Raw genomic sequence first — 13,562 nt, 5'->3', positions numbered from 1 at the left:
TCCCCCGCAACGAGGGGGTGCTGCAATTTGGTACCGTTTTCCCCTATCGGCGATAACCTCGATCGGGCCAAAATAGCGGGTTTGCAACACGTCCTGCCTTGCCATGTACACGCGGCTGCCAACCACTACTGAAATGATGGAAGCGTTGCAGACGGCCTCGTCCGAGAAGACGCCGGACAGCCGGCTGGCCATGGTGCTGTGGGCCGGGTTTGTCCTCGCGCTGGTACCGACACTGGTATCCGGTGGCGCACTGGTCTGGTGGCACCAGGTATTGCTGCAGGCGCCGCCGGCATGGCTGCCCCAGGCGTTTCATGTATTGCTGGCCGTCAGCGGGGTGTTCTATGCCGCTGCATGGTTGACGCGCCTGCTGGCGGGGCGTGATGCACTGCGGCATCCGATGCGCTGGCTGTCGCGTCGGGTCGATGCCCAGAACGAAGTCGAGAACGCGCTGCTGTTGCGACTGGGCCGGGTGCCGGCACTGCAATTGCGCGCGCGGCAGCGCCGCATCGTGCTACAGGCGCGGCTGTGGGAAGGTGGCGCGCGCACCGTGGCGCTGGTGCTCGCCATCGGCCCGGCAGCCGTGGTGCTGGCCGACGGGCTGGCCGTCATGGCCCCGGGCCACGGACCCGCACTGGTGGCGATCTATGGCGTGGTGCTGGTGGCCGGCGGCGCGCTGGCGCTGTTCGCGCAGATGCAATGCAGTGCGCCGTTGCGGCGGCTGGCCCATGTGCTCGGCGAGGCCGCCGAAATCAGCGAGAAGCTCGGCCGCTAACAGCAGCGATTGGCCCGTCCATGAGCCAGCCCATAGGCCAGCCCGGATGGATACCATCGTCGTGCGGAGATGCGCACCATGCTTGCGATGCCTCACAATGTGTCGGCAGGAGACAAAAAAAGGCTTAGCTGGCACCCATGGACAAACTCAAACAGATCGAAGCATTCATCGCCGTGGTGGAACACGGCAGCATGGCCGCGGCGGCGCTGACGCAGAACGTCACGCCCGTCATGATCGGCCGCCGCATCAATGCACTGGAAGCGCGCATCGGCGTGAAACTGCTGCATCGGTCCACGCGCCGCATCGTGGTGACCGAGCAGGGCGCGGCCTTCATGGAGCAGTGCAAGAAGGCGCTGTCGGACCTGGACCGTGCCGAGATGCTGATTGCCGAGGGCAAGCACAAGGCCACCGGCCACCTGATCGTCTCGGCCCCCGCCGCCTTCGGCCGCAAGCACGTGGCGCCGCACGCGCCCGTGTTCCTGGCTGCCAATCCGGAAGTCCAGATCTCGTTCAACCTGACCGATCGCGTGGTGGACCTCGTGCGCGAAGGTTATGACGTGGGCATCCGCATCGGCGGTGCCATCGATCCCAACTTCGTCGCCATCAAGCTGGCCACGAACAAGCGCGTGGTGTGTGGCACGCCGGCCTACTTCGCCAAGTACGGGGTCCCGCTTACGCTCGAAGATCTCGAAAAGCACAACTGCCTGGCGTTCAACCTCCAGGGCGGCCAGCAGCGCGGCTGGTATTTCCAGCAGAACGGCAAGACCGTGACCGTACGCGTCAATGGCAATCTGGATTGCAACGATGGGGAGTTGCTGCACCGATGGACCGGTGAAAGCCTGGGGCTGGGCTGGCGCTCGACCTGGGAAATCCTGCCGCAGCTGGAGAGCGGTGAGCTGATCACGGTGCTCGACGAGTACGCATTGCCCGACTACGACATCCTCGCCGTGTACCCGCAGCAGCGGCCCGTGCCGGCGAAGATCCGGTTTTTCATCGAACACCTGAAACAGGCGTACGCGAAGCCCGGATACTGGAGCGGTCGCGCCTGAGTTCGGCTTGCTGCGGAAGAGAAATTCGGCAGGGAAGTTCGGTGGCGACATTCGGCACAGAAATCGCGCCACAAAAGAAAAAGCCCGCAGCCATTGCGGTCTGCGGGCAGCCCTTCTTGCGAAGGACGGGGAGAGCTCATGAAGTGCGCCCCCGCAACTTCATGGCGAGAGGAATGATGCGCCTCACACCCCGTCTTCGTCCTTGATGGCGATCAATCTGACTGCAATGCGGATGCAATCTCCTACGCGAGCAGCGCTGCAACAAGATCCTTGCCGCGTGCGGCGGCCGGAACTTCCTCAAAGTGCAACGCGCTTTCGACGTGATTCAGGTGTTCCACCATCAGTTGCACAGCCCGCTCGACATCGCCCGCCTTGGCGGCTTCGATGAACGCGCGATGTTCGTCCGATGAACACGTGGCATCGCGCCGGCTCTGGTAAAGCATGGTGATCACCGCACTGCGCATCGACAGCTCGCGCATGATTTCGGTCAGCACGTTGTTGCCCGCCACTTCCGCCAGAACGATGTGGAAATCGCCCAGCAGGCGCGTCCGCGTCTGCGCATCGTTACCGGCCAGGGATTTGCGTTCGGCCGTGAGGTGCTTCTCGATGCGCTTGTAGTCGGCCGCCGTGGCCTTGGCCACGAACTCGCGGGCCAAGGCCGCCTCAAGGATGCGGCGTACGGCAAACACCTCGCGCGCCTCCTCGGCGCTGGGCTTGGCCACGAACGCGCCCTTGTCCGGCACGATCTGGATCACCTTGTCCTTGGACAGCATCAGCAGCGCCGCGCGAACCTTGGTGCGGCTGACGCGATAGACGCTGGCCAGCGCCTCCTCGCGCAGCTTGGTGCCGGGCGGCAACCGGTGCGAGACGATGGCGGCGACGATGTCGTCGGCAATCGCCTCGGCGGTCATGTCTGGATCGATGTGCTCGGGCATGGTGTCGCGCGTCTCTTGCCGGACCTGCGCGGTGAATGGAATGGCGTGATTCTAGCGCCCCGGAGCCGTCCCGGGCAGCGGCGCCGGCACCGGGACTTCCCCTGAGCCATGGACCGAAGCCGACAGGCCTTCCTCGAGCTCCCCGGCCGGGATGGTGCCATTGAGCACACCGTGTGCGCGTTCGCGGTCGATATCGCGCTCCCATGCCGCCACGACCACGGTAGCCACGCAGTTGCCGATCAGGTTGCCCACGGCGCGCGCGATACCGATGAACCAGTCCACCGACAGCACCAGTACCAGCCCGATGGCGGGAATCGCCGGATGGGCCGACAGCGTGGCGGCCAGGATCACGATGGCCGAACCCGGGATGCCGTGCGCGCCTTTCGACGTGACCAGCGCCACGACCAGGATGCCGAGCAGGTCGCCCAGCGCCAGCGGCGTATTGGTGGCCTGGGCAATGAACACGGCAGCCAGCGTCAGGTAGATCGAGAACGCATCGAGGTTGAACGAGTAGCCGGTCGGAATCACCAGGCCCACCACCGACTTCTTGATGCCCATGTACTCGAGCTTCTTCATCACCTGCGGCAGCACGCTGTCCGACGATGCGGTGCCCAGCACCACCAGCAGTTCGGCGCGCAGGTAACGGATCAGCTTCAGTACCGAGAAACCGCACAGGCGCATCACCAGACCCAGCACGCCAAGTACGAATACCGCCACGGCACCGTAGAACAGGATCACCAGGAAACCGAGTTGCTTGAGCGATCCGATGCCGTACTTGCCCACCGTGAACGCCACGGCGCCCAGCACGCCCAGCGGTGCGAGCTTGATGATGAAGCCCATCATCTTGAACAGCGCGGCCGAGAAATTGTCGATCAGCCTGACCAGCGGCCGCCCTGGCTCGCCAACCAGCGACAGCGCGCAGCCGAACAGCACCGAGATCAGCAGCACCTGCAGCACATCGCCGCTGGTGAATGCCCCCATGATGGTGTTCGGGATCAGCTTGAGCAGGAAGTCGACCGTACCCGCGCTTTTCACCTTGTCCGCCGATTCCACGTAGGCGGCCATGGCGGAAGCATCGAGGTTGTGCGGATTCACGTTCATGCCCGCGCCGGGCTGGAACACATAGGCCAGCACGATGCCCAGTGCCAGCGCGATGGTGGTGACCACCTCGAAGTAGATGACCGCCTTGATACCGACGCGGCCCACTTTCTTGAGTTCGCCGGCGCCACAGATGCCGGCCACCACCACACAGAACACCACCGGGCCGATCAGCATCTTGATCAGCTTGATAAAGCCGTCGCCAAGCGGCTTCAGCTTTGCGGCGAACTCGGGAAAGGCAAGCCCGAGCAGGGTGCCGACAGCCAGGGCAATCAGTACCTGGCCAAACAGGGAACGGGTGAAGCGGGTGTGCAGGCGTGCACCAGCGGCGCGCTGCGGAGGTACGGCATGCTGCATTGTTGTCTCCGTGCCGGGCCTGGTCCGTGGCGATTTCTTGTCGCCATCGGCCGACCCTGATCTGATTCAGGAATGCCCGCCGTCACATGCTCGATGAAAGCTTTCGTGGCGACTGGCCTGGCACACCGTGGGCAACTGGCCTGCTGGCCAATGTCCCGCGCGGAAAGCCCTCCTGTTGGGCGGCATCCACGCAATCCACTTGTCCGGAACAGATTGTCCGCAGCGGATTGTCGGTGCGTGGAGGCCAATATAGTGCATATCATTTTTGTATGCAATTTTTGAATTCACTGTGCTAACATGAATCGCACAGAATAGAGCTTCGGCACGGGCGCCCGCCCGAACCTTGAACCGGGCTCAGCACCACCAGCAGGAGAGACACGCACATGGCAGCAACCACCACGCCGTTGTCCGCTGACACCGGCACCCGCATCATGGCCTGGGCAGACGCCCTGGCCGTCCATACCGACCAGCCCGGCATCCTGACGCGCACCTACCTGACCGACGCCCACCACGGCGCGGCCGCGCAGTTGACCGAATGGATGCAAGCGGCCGGCATGACCGTACGGCGCGATGCCGCCGGCAATGTGATCGGCCGCTATGAAGGGACTGAGCCCAACGCGCCCGCGTTGCTGACCGGCTCGCACTTCGACACCGTGCGCGATGCCGGCCGCTACGATGGCAACCTTGGCGTGATCCTGCCCATTGCCTGCGTGGCCGAATGGAACCGGCAGGGCAGGCGCTTCCCGTTTGCGCTCGAGGTGGTCGGGTTTGCCGAGGAGGAAGGCGTGCGCTTCAAGGCCACGCTGCTCGGCAGCCGCGCCATTGCCGGCACGTTCGACAACAACGTGCTCGACAACCTCGACGACTCGGGCAAGACCATGCGCGAAGTCATGCGCGATGCCGGCTTCGATGCCGCGCAATTGCCGGCTGCACAGCATGACCGCAGCAAGGTGCTGGCATTTATCGAGGTGCATATCGAACAGGGCCCCGTGCTGCTCAATGAAGGGCTGCCCGTGGGCGTGGTGACGGCGATCTCCGGTGCCACGCGCTTTATCGTCGAACTCGAGGGACTGGCCGGCCACGCCGGCACGGTGCCGATGGACATGCGGCGCGATGCCGCGATGGCCGGCGCCGAGATCGGCCTGTTCATCGAGAAGCGCTGCGGCGGCAAGCCAGGCCTGGTTGGCACGGTCGGCCAGTTCAATGTACCGAACGGCGCCACCAACGTGGTACCGGGCCGCGCCACATTCTCGATCGACATCCGCGCCGGCATCGACGCCGAGCGCGAGTCTGCCGTCAACGACGTACTGGCCGAGATCGAACGCGTTTGCACACGCCGCAATGTGCGGTCACAGATCCGCAAGACACACGAAGCAGCCAGTGTGCCGTGTGCGCCGTGGCTGCAATCGCAATGGGCAGCGGCCGTGGAGCGCCAGGGCGTGCCCGTGCGTCACCTGCCCTCCGGAGCCGGCCATGATGCGATGGCCATTTCCGCGATCGCCGATGTGGCCATGCTGTTCGTTCGCTGCGGCAACGGCGGTATCAGCCACCACCCCACCGAAACCATGACGTCGGAAGACGCCCAGACCGCTGCGCGCGTGTTCGCCGATTTCGTCGAGCACTTCCAGCGCACCCAATAAGCGTCGCGAACCATCGACGACGCGAATCGAAAACGAAAACTCCCGAGATACGAAGATGACCGCACGAGACAACATGAACCCGATCGACACCACGCTGACGCAGTACATCGACGAGCACCGTCCGCAACAGGAAGCGTTCCTGGCGGAACTGGTCAAGGTGCCGTCGGACAATCCGTCCGGCGATTGCGAGGCGCATGGCAAGCGCGCCAAGGAACTGCTGGAAGGCCTGGGCTTCAAGGTCGAAGCGCACAAGGTGCCCGAGGAAAAGGTCAAGGCGGCCGGCATGATCAGCGCCACCAACCTGCTGGTGCGCAAGACGTTCGGCAACGGTGGCCCGGTCATCGCGATGAATGCGCACGGCGACGTGGTGCCTCCGGGCCTGGGCTGGACCAAGGACCCGTACGGCGGCGAGATTGCCGACAGCGAACATGGCCCGGTCATGTACGGCCGTGGCGTGGCGGTGTCGAAGTCGGACTTCGCCACCTATGCCTACGCCGTGCTGGCGCTGATGCAGGCGGAAAAGCAGGGCGCCAAGCTGAACGGTACGGTCGAACTGCAATTCACCTATGACGAGGAAACCGGCGGCGACATCGGTCCGAAGTTCCTGCTCGACGAAGGTCTCAGCAAGCCCGACTATGCGATTTCGGCAGGCTTCTCGTACGGCATCACGTCGGCACACAACGGTTGCCTGCACGTGGAAGTGACCGTGAAGGGCAAGCAGGGCCACGCCGCCATGCCGCACACCGGCGTCGATGCAATCGAGGCCGCCACGCATATCCTGCAGGCCATCTACGGCCTGCGCGCGGAGCTGGCTACGCGCAAGAGCAAGGTGCCGGGCATCGACACCGCCACGCTGAACGTCGGCCTGATCAAGGGCGGCATCAACACCAACGTGGTGCCCGACCTCGTGACGTTCCGCGTCGACCGCCGCATGATTCCCGAAGAAATCGGTTTCGATGCCGAAGGCGAACTCCGCGCCGTGGTGGAGAAGGCTGCCCGCGAACGTCCGGGCATCGAAGTGAAGGTGGAGCGCATCATCCTGGCCGAGCCGCTGTCGGAACTGCCCGGTGTGGAAAAGCTGATCGGCGCCCTCAAGCAGCGTGCCGAAGCCGTGTTCGGCGTGGAGATCCCGGTGCAGGGCGTGCCGCTCTACACCGATGCCCGCCACTACACGAGCCGTGGCATTCCCACCGTGCTGTACGGTGCAGGTCCGCGCACGCTGATGGAAGCCCGCGGCCACAACTCTGACGAGAACCTGCGCCTGAACGACCTGAACCGCGCCACCAAGGTGGTAGCGCTGGCGCTGTCGGACCTGATGGCTTAAGACTGCTCCCCGTTGTGACGATGGCCCGCGTGATGCGAATCCGCGGGCCATTTTTCATCCGGCCGGCGCTTATTCGGCGACTGCTTCGCCGGCCACGGCCTGGCTGACCAGCCAGCGCCGCACTATCTGCTCCTCTTCAGGCGTCAGCCCGGCGCGCAACTGCTTGTCGACTGCATTCGCACGTCCCTTGCACTGGGCCAGTAGCGACCGGCCCGCTTCGGTCAGCGCAATGGTCTGGATCCGTCCGTGCACCGGGTGCGGCTGGCGCGCGATGGCACCCATCTTCTCCAGGTTGCCCATGATCACACTGACCGTTTGCGGTGTCAGCAAGGCCAGCCGCGCGACATCCGCACCGGAAATCCCCGGATAGGCGCCGAGCATCGTCAGCACGAAGAACTGGGGCACGGTGACGTGCAGGTCCGCCAGTTCGCGCTCCATATTCAGCCGGTTGGCGGCACTGGCCTGCCGCAACAGATAGGCCAGGTAGCCGCTCTCGCCGCGCTTGCCTTCACCGGGTGCGGGGATTACAGCAACGTCGGCAGCCTCTTTGGCAGCCACTTTATCCGCGGCTTTGCGCGCGGCCTTTTTCCCTTCTTTCTTCATGGTCTTTGCCATAATGTCAGAGCTCTTACATTAATCTTCGAACTCTGACATCTTACCCGAAGGAGTTCCAGATGGATTTCCAGGCTTTCACGCAAACAGCCCCCGATGTGTACGCGGCATTGGGTGGCGTCAGCAAGGCAGTTGCCGCGTCGGGGATGGACAAGGCGCTGACCGAACTTGTGAAGCTGCGCGTCTCGCAGATCAATGGTTGCGCGTTCTGCCTGCAGTTTCATCTGAACATCGCCCGCAAGCTCGATATCGATCCGCGCAAGTTCGACCTGCTCGCAGGCTGGCGCGACGCCGGCATCTATACCGAGCGTGAGACGGCCGCGCTGGGCTGGGCCGAATCGCTGACCCAGATGGCCGACCCATCCGTGCGTGATGCCGCACTGGCCAGCGCGCGACGTGTGTTCAGCGACAGCGAGCTGGTGTTCCTGGCCACCACGATCGCATCGATCAACGCCTGGAACCGCATCGCGGTCGGTCTGCATTTTCCGCCGCCGGCCTCCGACGCTGCACGCGGGAGCCAGCAATGAGCACCATCGTCGCGGAGCAGATTCAGATTCGTCGCATCGACACGGCAACTGACGTCGCGGCATGCTTTCCGCTGATGCACCAGCTACGTCCGCACCTGGCCGACGCGGCCGAACTGGTTACGCGCTGGCGGCGCCAGACCGGCGACGGTTATCACATGGTGGGGTTGTGGGATGACGGCAAGTTGATGGCCCTGGCCGGCTATCGCATCGCCGAGAACCTGGTCTATGGCCAGCACTGTTATGTCGATGACCTCGTGACCGACGCCAATGCGCGCAGCGGTGGGTACGGGCACCGGCTGATGGACTGGCTCAAGGCCGAGACCGAGGCCGCGGGGTGCCGGCATCTCGTGCTCGATACGCCATTGAACAACGTGCTCGGCCACCGCTTCTATTACCGCAATGGCCTGCTGGCCCGGGCCCTGCGCTTCTACTACACGTTTGACTGAATTGACTGAATTGACCGAAATTTTCGTATTGCCATGACCACACTGCTACACCTGAACGTCAGCCCGCGTGGCGACACTTCCACCAGCCGGCGCGCCGGCCAGATCGTGCGCGAGCAACTGGCCGCGCATCACGGCGAACTCACCGTGATCGAGCGCGATCTGGGCACCGAGCCGCTACCACCAATCGGTATCGAATTCACCGATGCCAACCTGACGGTGGCGGCGAAGCGCGAGGTGACGAATCCCTCCGCACTGGCCCTGTCCGAATCACTGATCGCTGAACTCGAGGCGGCCGATATCGTGCTGATTACCACGCCGATGCACAACTTCACGGTGCCGGCATCACTGAAGACCTGGATCGACCTCGTGGTGCGCCCGGAACGCACATTCGCGGGTACCCCGCAAGGCAAGCGCGGGCTGATGCGCGACCGCCCGGTGCTGGCCGTGGTGTCCTGCGGCGGGCGTTTCTCCGACGATCCGGCCAGCCAGCGCGACTTCTTCACGCCCTATCTGAAGTACGTGCTTGGCACCGTGGGTCTGGCTAGCGTCGAAGTCGTGCGCATGGAAAGCATGACACGCGGCCCTGACCATGTGACGCGCGCCTATGACAACCTGCGGGCGTGGTGCGAGGCGGCGGTCCCGGCCTTACTGGCGTAGCGCGTCGCGGTCCGGAATGGTGCCATTGCCGACCCCGAGCGGACGCTGCATCAGTAGCGTATCGATCCACTCGCCGTGCTTGAGTCCCACCGATTCGAGCCGGCCTACGGTCCGGAAACCCAGGCGCTCATGCACGGCCACCGAGCCGGCGCCTTCGCCGCTCGACGTCAACGCGACCACGGCCACCATCTGGCGCCACGGCCCGGTTTCGCAGCGCGCGATCAGTTCGGCCAGCAGGGCCCGGCCCAGCCCCTCGCCAGTATGGCGATGATCGATGTAGATCGAGTCCTCGATGGCAAAGCGGTATGCGCTGCGTGCACGGTAGCTCGATGCATAGGCATAGCCAAGGATCTGGCCATCGCGCTCGGCGACGATATAGGGAAGGTTCTTCTTGAGAACCTCCGCAAAGCGCAGTCGCATGTCGTCGACGGTCGGCGCGATCTCCTCGAACGATGCGCGACCATGCTGGACATGGTGCGCGTAGATCGCGTGGATGGCGGGCACATCGGCGGGGGTGGCATCGCGTAGCCGGTACGGCTTGCGGGACAGGACGGGAGCGGAAGAATCGGAGGAAGAATCGGACACGGTGTTTCTTGGCAGGAAAGCGTTCACGGCGAGGCGCCGGAGACCATGGCGCATCAGTAGCAAAGCAGTGGCCGAGCGTACGCACGATGCATGCCCGCCACATCCCGTACCTTACCGCGCCCGTGCCGCGCGTGGGGGTTGGTTGATATAGTGCGGGTATTCCAAAGGACCGAAGCAGGCAGGAGGACGCCGTCATGATCACGATCTACCACAACCCCCGTTGCTCGAAATCGCGCGAAACGCTGGCGCTGGTGGAAACGGCGGCGCAACGCCTCGGTGAACCGGTGGAGATCGTCGAATATCTGAAGACGCCGCCCACGCTGCCCACCTTGCGGCAGCTGCATACCATGCTGGGCGTGCCGGTGCGCGAGATGATTCGCGACGGGGAAGCTGTCTACAAGGAACTGGACCTGGCCGACCAGGGCCTGACCGACGCCGAACTGCTGGCCGCCGTGGCCGACAACCCGATCCTGCTGCAGCGGCCTGTGGTCGTGCGCAACCGCCGCGCCGTGATTGGTCGCCCGCCCGAAAACGTGGCGCCATTGCTGGCCTGAGCGCGACGGGGCCGCACCGCACTGCACAAAATAGAACCGGCCTCCCCAAGGGAGGCCGGCCGGTCAGCCAGGCGAGTCGCTTCAGGCGAGTCGTCGTTATTGAACACCCAGCCAGTGCATGGCCTCCTGACCGAAACTGATGCCGGCCAGCACGATCAACAGCACGATCGCAGTGACCGCGCTGACATAGATCAGCGCCTTGGCGACCTCAGCATCCTCGGTTGCCGAATGGAAATGCGTCACGACGTTAGCGCGCGCATGTGAACGATGTGGCCAGTGCAGCCTGCCGGACAGGTCCTTGATGTGAAGATCAGGATGGAAACGCATGGTCACACCTCCTCGGCGCACCGTCACGCATGGGGTCCGGACGGTCGATACGCCGCCATTTGTACGCTTCCAATATAGGAGACGCCACGGAAAATGTGGTGTCGCTGTCGCGTCAGCCGTGTGGCCCGGCGCACCGATCCCCGGCACCAGATCAGGAAGGTGAGGAATCGCTCCCGTCAGCCGCCTTTGCAGACGTGCCGTCGGCACCTTGCGCATCCTCGCCATCCTGGGCTCCAGCGGCAAGCTGTGCCAGCATCCCCTCCCGCATACGCAATTCAGCGAGCATGTTGCAGAATAGGGCACCCTGTTCCAGCGCGTCGTCGAGGGCGACATGCGTATGCGGCAGCGGGTCGTGCCAGTGGGCGGGAAACGCTGCCTTGACCGACTTGCGATAAGGCCGCCCGGTCAGTACGAATCCCACGGTCTTGATATCGAGCGCGGCCCAGCCGAATGGCGACCGGCCGGCAAATCGCATCATGTACCAGAACATCCAGGTGAAATCGAAGCCGGCCGGAAACGCCACGAAGACCGGCTTGCCGGGCAGGCTTTCCACCCATTCCACGTAACGCGGCAGCACGTCCTCGGGGCGTTCCAGGTCGCGCCGGCAGGCCGCCCAGGCCTCTGGCTGCGTTTTCCACCACGCCATCTGTGACGGGTGGCCGGCCGCACCGGGCAAGGTTTCGAGGTTGGCCGAGAACGTGCCGATCACGGTCTTGTCGGCCAGCATCGCGGCAGAGGCAAATGACAGCATCGAATGCGGCCCCGGAATCGGGCCGTCGGCCTCGACGTCGGTACTGACGTAGATCTCCGGGCGCGTATCGGGCGCCTGCTTCTTTGCCATGTGTCAGCCCGCGTCGATCAGGCGATCGGCGACGAACGGGTTGTTGCGGCGCTCCTCGCCAAATGTCGACACCGGGCCATGGCCGGGCACGAAGGTCACGTCATCGCCGAGCGGCCAGAGCCGGGTGCGAATCGAACGGATCAGGTCGGCGTGATTGCCGCGCGGGAAGTCGGTGCGTCCGATCGATCCCGCGAACAACACATCGCCGACGATGGCCAGCTCGTTGGCGCGCGAAAAGAACACCACGTGACCCGGCGTGTGTCCGGGGCAATGGTAGACCTCGAGCGTCTCGTTGCCGAACGTCACCGTGTCGCCATTCTCAAGCCAGCGGTCCGGTTCGAAGACCTCCGCATGGCCAAAGCCAAAGCGCCGCGTCTGGTCGGGCAACTGCTCGATCCAGAAACGCTCGTCCTCATGGGGGCCCTCGATCGGGACGCCGAACTGCCGTGCCAAAGCGGCGGCACCCGCGCAGTGGTCGACATGGCCATGGGTCAGGAAGATCTTCTCGAGCGTGACGCCTTGCTCGTCGAGGGCCGCCGTGATGCGATCCAGGTCGCCACCCGGATCGCACACCGCCGCACGCTGCGTGGTCTCGTCGATCAGCAGCGAACAGTTCTGCTGGAAAGGGGTGACGGGGATCAGGAGGACTTTCATTTTGTGATCGATTGGGCTTTTTTTGGGCCGCGTTCTGCGGCAAGCCGGGTGGCTCGCGGTGAAACATTGTAGCCGTCGATCCGATCCTCGACCGGTGGCGCAACGTTTGAATCCCTACCGAAATCTCGCTTGAGAGAGATCTGAAAGTTACATGATCTGCACTCCGATGCCGCGCTGCCGCAGTCGGCGCAATCCCTTGTCAGGCGGTGGATTGCGGGGAATTGAACGTGCCCTTGTTACCGTCTGAATAGATTTCGTAACAAAATCAAGGTATTAGCTTAAAACGACCGATGTTAGACTGCGCGCATGATTAGTCTTCCCGTGTTCCGTCCGGGGTCCGTGCGCGAGACAGCGCCCGGGTCCAACCGCTTCCTGCGTCAGTGCGCGATCCTCGTATCGGCGCTGGTGTTGGCTGCGTGCGCGACGCCGCCGGGCGGCGACACGGACAGTGCATCCGATACCACGGGTGCAATCTCCACGAAGTCAGCAAAGTCGAAGACCAGGACTGACAAGTCCAATGCCAATACCGCGGCCAAGGCCGACGAGCGTGGCAACTGGAACCTGTTTGGCTGGCAGGACGAGAACGCGCCGGCGCAGCCGTCGATCGATGGTCTGCGCGCTGACATGGGTACGTTCGAGCAACGCGGCATGGCGTCGTGGTACGGCAAGGGCTTCCATGGCCGCAAGACCGCCAACGGCGAACGCTTCGACATGCGCGCCATGACGGCGGCTCACCCGTCCCTGCCGCTTGATAGCTGGGTGCTGGTGCGCAACCTGCGCAACAACAAGGTGGCGGTGGTCCGCATCAACGACCGTGGCCCGTACCACGGCAACCGGATCCTTGACCTGTCGTACGCCGCGGCCAAGCGGCTGAGCTTTGTCGACCACGGTGCCACCCAGGTGGAAATCCGCCGACTGTCACGTACCGAAGTTGCGGCGCTGGGCCCGAATATCGAGGCTGGCGGCATGGAAGCCGGTGACGGCAGCGGTGCCGACGAGGTACCTGATACCGCCAACACGCTGGTGCCGGCCAAGTCGAAGGCCAAGGGCGGCAAGTCCATCAAGTCCACCACCAGGCACAAGCGAAAGTAAGGCGATGCGGGCCGGTCAGCGCAAACCTCTCGACCCACGCCACGTTAGCCCCGTCAGCCCGCTGCTTCCCCTGCGGATAAGAATTTTCTCAA

Annotated in this window: 16 protein-coding genes; 9 read left to right on the top strand and 7 right to left on the bottom strand. The window is 64.1% G+C overall.

The window, feature by feature from the left end:
- Nucleotides 1–103 precede the first annotated feature (103 nt).
- Complete coding sequence (locus ACO550_RS16860) at nucleotides 104–772, top strand: hypothetical protein (RefSeq protein WP_315592982.1); 669 nt, start codon at nucleotides 104–106, stop codon at nucleotides 770–772.
- Nucleotides 773–909: 137 nt separating this feature from the next.
- Nucleotides 910–1,821: a LysR substrate-binding domain-containing protein gene (locus tag ACO550_RS16855; protein ID WP_315592981.1), complete on the top strand. Its 912-nt coding sequence runs from the start codon at nucleotides 910–912 to the stop codon at nucleotides 1,819–1,821.
- A 242-nt stretch (nucleotides 1,822–2,063) separates the two neighbouring features.
- On the opposite strand, the gene ACO550_RS16850 is transcribed toward ACO550_RS16855, so the two are convergent.
- Complete coding sequence (locus ACO550_RS16850; protein WP_315592980.1) at nucleotides 2,064–2,756, bottom strand: GntR family transcriptional regulator; 693 nt, start codon at nucleotides 2,754–2,756, stop codon at nucleotides 2,064–2,066.
- A gap of 51 nt (nucleotides 2,757–2,807) precedes the next feature.
- Nucleotides 2,808–4,211 (bottom strand): C4-dicarboxylate transporter DctA, encoded by a 1,404-nt coding sequence (locus tag ACO550_RS16845; RefSeq protein ID WP_315592979.1) that lies wholly within the window; start codon nucleotides 4,209–4,211, stop codon nucleotides 2,808–2,810.
- Nucleotides 4,212–4,594: 383 nt separating this feature from the next.
- On the opposite strand from ACO550_RS16845, the gene ACO550_RS16840 reads away from it, so the two are divergent.
- The gene (locus ACO550_RS16840) at nucleotides 4,595–5,851 is read left to right on the top strand and encodes an allantoate amidohydrolase (RefSeq protein WP_315592978.1); all 1,257 of its coding nucleotides are present in this window, start codon (nucleotides 4,595–4,597) and stop codon (nucleotides 5,849–5,851) included.
- Between the two features lie 73 nt (nucleotides 5,852–5,924).
- On the top strand, nucleotides 5,925–7,175 hold the full coding sequence (locus ACO550_RS16835) for a M20/M25/M40 family metallo-hydrolase (RefSeq protein ID WP_315593055.1): 1,251 nt from the start codon (nucleotides 5,925–5,927) through the stop codon (nucleotides 7,173–7,175).
- 69 nt (nucleotides 7,176–7,244) lie between these two features.
- Here the strand turns inward: ACO550_RS16835 and ACO550_RS16830 are convergent, their stop codons facing one another.
- Entirely contained in the window at nucleotides 7,245–7,790 is a 546-nt protein-coding gene (locus ACO550_RS16830; protein WP_315592977.1) for a MarR family transcriptional regulator, read from the bottom strand.
- Nucleotides 7,791–7,849: 59 nt separating this feature from the next.
- On the opposite strand from ACO550_RS16830, the gene ACO550_RS16825 reads away from it, so the two are divergent.
- Genes ACO550_RS16825 through ACO550_RS16815 form a run of 3 tightly spaced genes read left to right on the top strand, consistent with a single transcriptional unit; the run spans nucleotide 7,850 to nucleotide 9,417 of the window.
- On the top strand, nucleotides 7,850–8,314 hold the full coding sequence (locus tag ACO550_RS16825) for a carboxymuconolactone decarboxylase family protein (protein WP_315592976.1): 465 nt from the start codon (nucleotides 7,850–7,852) through the stop codon (nucleotides 8,312–8,314).
- Nucleotides 8,311–8,760 (top strand): GNAT family N-acetyltransferase, encoded by a 450-nt coding sequence (locus ACO550_RS16820; protein WP_315592975.1) that lies wholly within the window; start codon nucleotides 8,311–8,313, stop codon nucleotides 8,758–8,760. Before ACO550_RS16825 ends, ACO550_RS16820 begins: the two co-directional genes overlap by 4 nt.
- 33 nt (nucleotides 8,761–8,793) lie before the next feature.
- On the top strand, nucleotides 8,794–9,417 hold the full coding sequence (locus ACO550_RS16815; protein WP_315592974.1) for an FMN-dependent NADH-azoreductase: 624 nt from the start codon (nucleotides 8,794–8,796) through the stop codon (nucleotides 9,415–9,417).
- Here ACO550_RS16815 and ACO550_RS16810 read toward each other — a convergent pair.
- A complete protein-coding gene (locus ACO550_RS16810) occupies nucleotides 9,406–10,002 on the bottom strand; it encodes a GNAT family N-acetyltransferase (RefSeq protein WP_485994908.1) in 597 nt (198 codons plus the stop codon). The two genes, ACO550_RS16815 and ACO550_RS16810, sit on opposite strands and share 12 nt — an antisense overlap.
- 194 nt (nucleotides 10,003–10,196) lie before the next feature.
- Here ACO550_RS16810 and arsC point away from each other — a divergent pair, with 194 nt between their 5' ends.
- Complete coding sequence (arsC, locus tag ACO550_RS16805) at nucleotides 10,197–10,556, top strand: arsenate reductase (glutaredoxin) (protein ID WP_315592972.1); 360 nt, start codon at nucleotides 10,197–10,199, stop codon at nucleotides 10,554–10,556.
- A 96-nt stretch (nucleotides 10,557–10,652) separates the two neighbouring features.
- Here arsC and ACO550_RS16800 read toward each other — a convergent pair whose 3' ends face one another.
- The 3 genes from ACO550_RS16800 to ACO550_RS16790 all read right to left on the bottom strand — a co-directional run bounded on the left by ACO550_RS16800 (nucleotide 10,653) and on the right by ACO550_RS16790 (nucleotide 12,378).
- The gene (locus ACO550_RS16800) at nucleotides 10,653–10,883 is read right to left on the bottom strand and encodes a hypothetical protein (RefSeq protein WP_315592971.1); all 231 of its coding nucleotides are present in this window, start codon (nucleotides 10,881–10,883) and stop codon (nucleotides 10,653–10,655) included.
- A 151-nt stretch (nucleotides 10,884–11,034) separates the two neighbouring features.
- Entirely contained in the window at nucleotides 11,035–11,724 is a 690-nt protein-coding gene (locus ACO550_RS16795; protein WP_315592970.1) for an exonuclease, read from the bottom strand.
- Between the two features lie 3 nt (nucleotides 11,725–11,727).
- Nucleotides 11,728–12,378: an MBL fold metallo-hydrolase gene (locus ACO550_RS16790; protein WP_315592969.1), complete on the bottom strand. Its 651-nt coding sequence runs from the start codon at nucleotides 12,376–12,378 to the stop codon at nucleotides 11,728–11,730.
- A gap of 306 nt (nucleotides 12,379–12,684) precedes the next feature.
- Here ACO550_RS16790 and ACO550_RS16785 point away from each other — a divergent pair, with 306 nt between their 5' ends.
- Nucleotides 12,685–13,470 (top strand): septal ring lytic transglycosylase RlpA family protein, encoded by a 786-nt coding sequence (locus ACO550_RS16785; protein ID WP_315592968.1) that lies wholly within the window; start codon nucleotides 12,685–12,687, stop codon nucleotides 13,468–13,470.
- Nucleotides 13,471–13,562: the final 92 nt, after the last annotated feature.

It is taken from the genome of Cupriavidus sp., assembly GCF_057315035.1.
Note: the sequence above shows the minus strand (reverse complement) of the source record. Positions and strands in the feature narration are given on the sequence as shown.

Coding starts and splice junctions, on each gene's coding strand:
- ACO550_RS16860 (WP_315592982.1), top strand. CDS start 104: ATGTACACGCGGCTGCCAACCACTACTGAAATGATGGAAGCGTTGCAG.
- ACO550_RS16845 (WP_315592979.1), bottom strand. CDS start 4,211: ATGCAGCATGCCGTACCTCCGCAGCGCGCCGCTGGTGCACGCCTGCAC.
- ACO550_RS16800 (WP_315592971.1), bottom strand. CDS start 10,883: ATGCGTTTCCATCCTGATCTTCACATCAAGGACCTGTCCGGCAGGCTG.
- ACO550_RS16815 (WP_315592974.1), top strand. CDS start 8,794: ATGACCACACTGCTACACCTGAACGTCAGCCCGCGTGGCGACACTTCC.
- ACO550_RS16825 (WP_315592976.1), top strand. CDS start 7,850: ATGGATTTCCAGGCTTTCACGCAAACAGCCCCCGATGTGTACGCGGCA.
- ACO550_RS16785 (WP_315592968.1), top strand. CDS start 12,685: ATGATTAGTCTTCCCGTGTTCCGTCCGGGGTCCGTGCGCGAGACAGCG.
- ACO550_RS16835 (WP_315593055.1), top strand. CDS start 5,925: ATGAACCCGATCGACACCACGCTGACGCAGTACATCGACGAGCACCGT.
- ACO550_RS16840 (WP_315592978.1), top strand. CDS start 4,595: ATGGCAGCAACCACCACGCCGTTGTCCGCTGACACCGGCACCCGCATC.
- ACO550_RS16855 (WP_315592981.1), top strand. CDS start 910: ATGGACAAACTCAAACAGATCGAAGCATTCATCGCCGTGGTGGAACAC.
- arsC (WP_315592972.1), top strand. CDS start 10,197: ATGATCACGATCTACCACAACCCCCGTTGCTCGAAATCGCGCGAAACG.
- ACO550_RS16795 (WP_315592970.1), bottom strand. CDS start 11,724: ATGGCAAAGAAGCAGGCGCCCGATACGCGCCCGGAGATCTACGTCAGT.
- ACO550_RS16820 (WP_315592975.1), top strand. CDS start 8,311: ATGAGCACCATCGTCGCGGAGCAGATTCAGATTCGTCGCATCGACACG.
- ACO550_RS16850 (WP_315592980.1), bottom strand. CDS start 2,756: ATGCCCGAGCACATCGATCCAGACATGACCGCCGAGGCGATTGCCGAC.
- ACO550_RS16830 (WP_315592977.1), bottom strand. CDS start 7,790: ATGGCAAAGACCATGAAGAAAGAAGGGAAAAAGGCCGCGCGCAAAGCC.
- ACO550_RS16790 (WP_315592969.1), bottom strand. CDS start 12,378: ATGAAAGTCCTCCTGATCCCCGTCACCCCTTTCCAGCAGAACTGTTCG.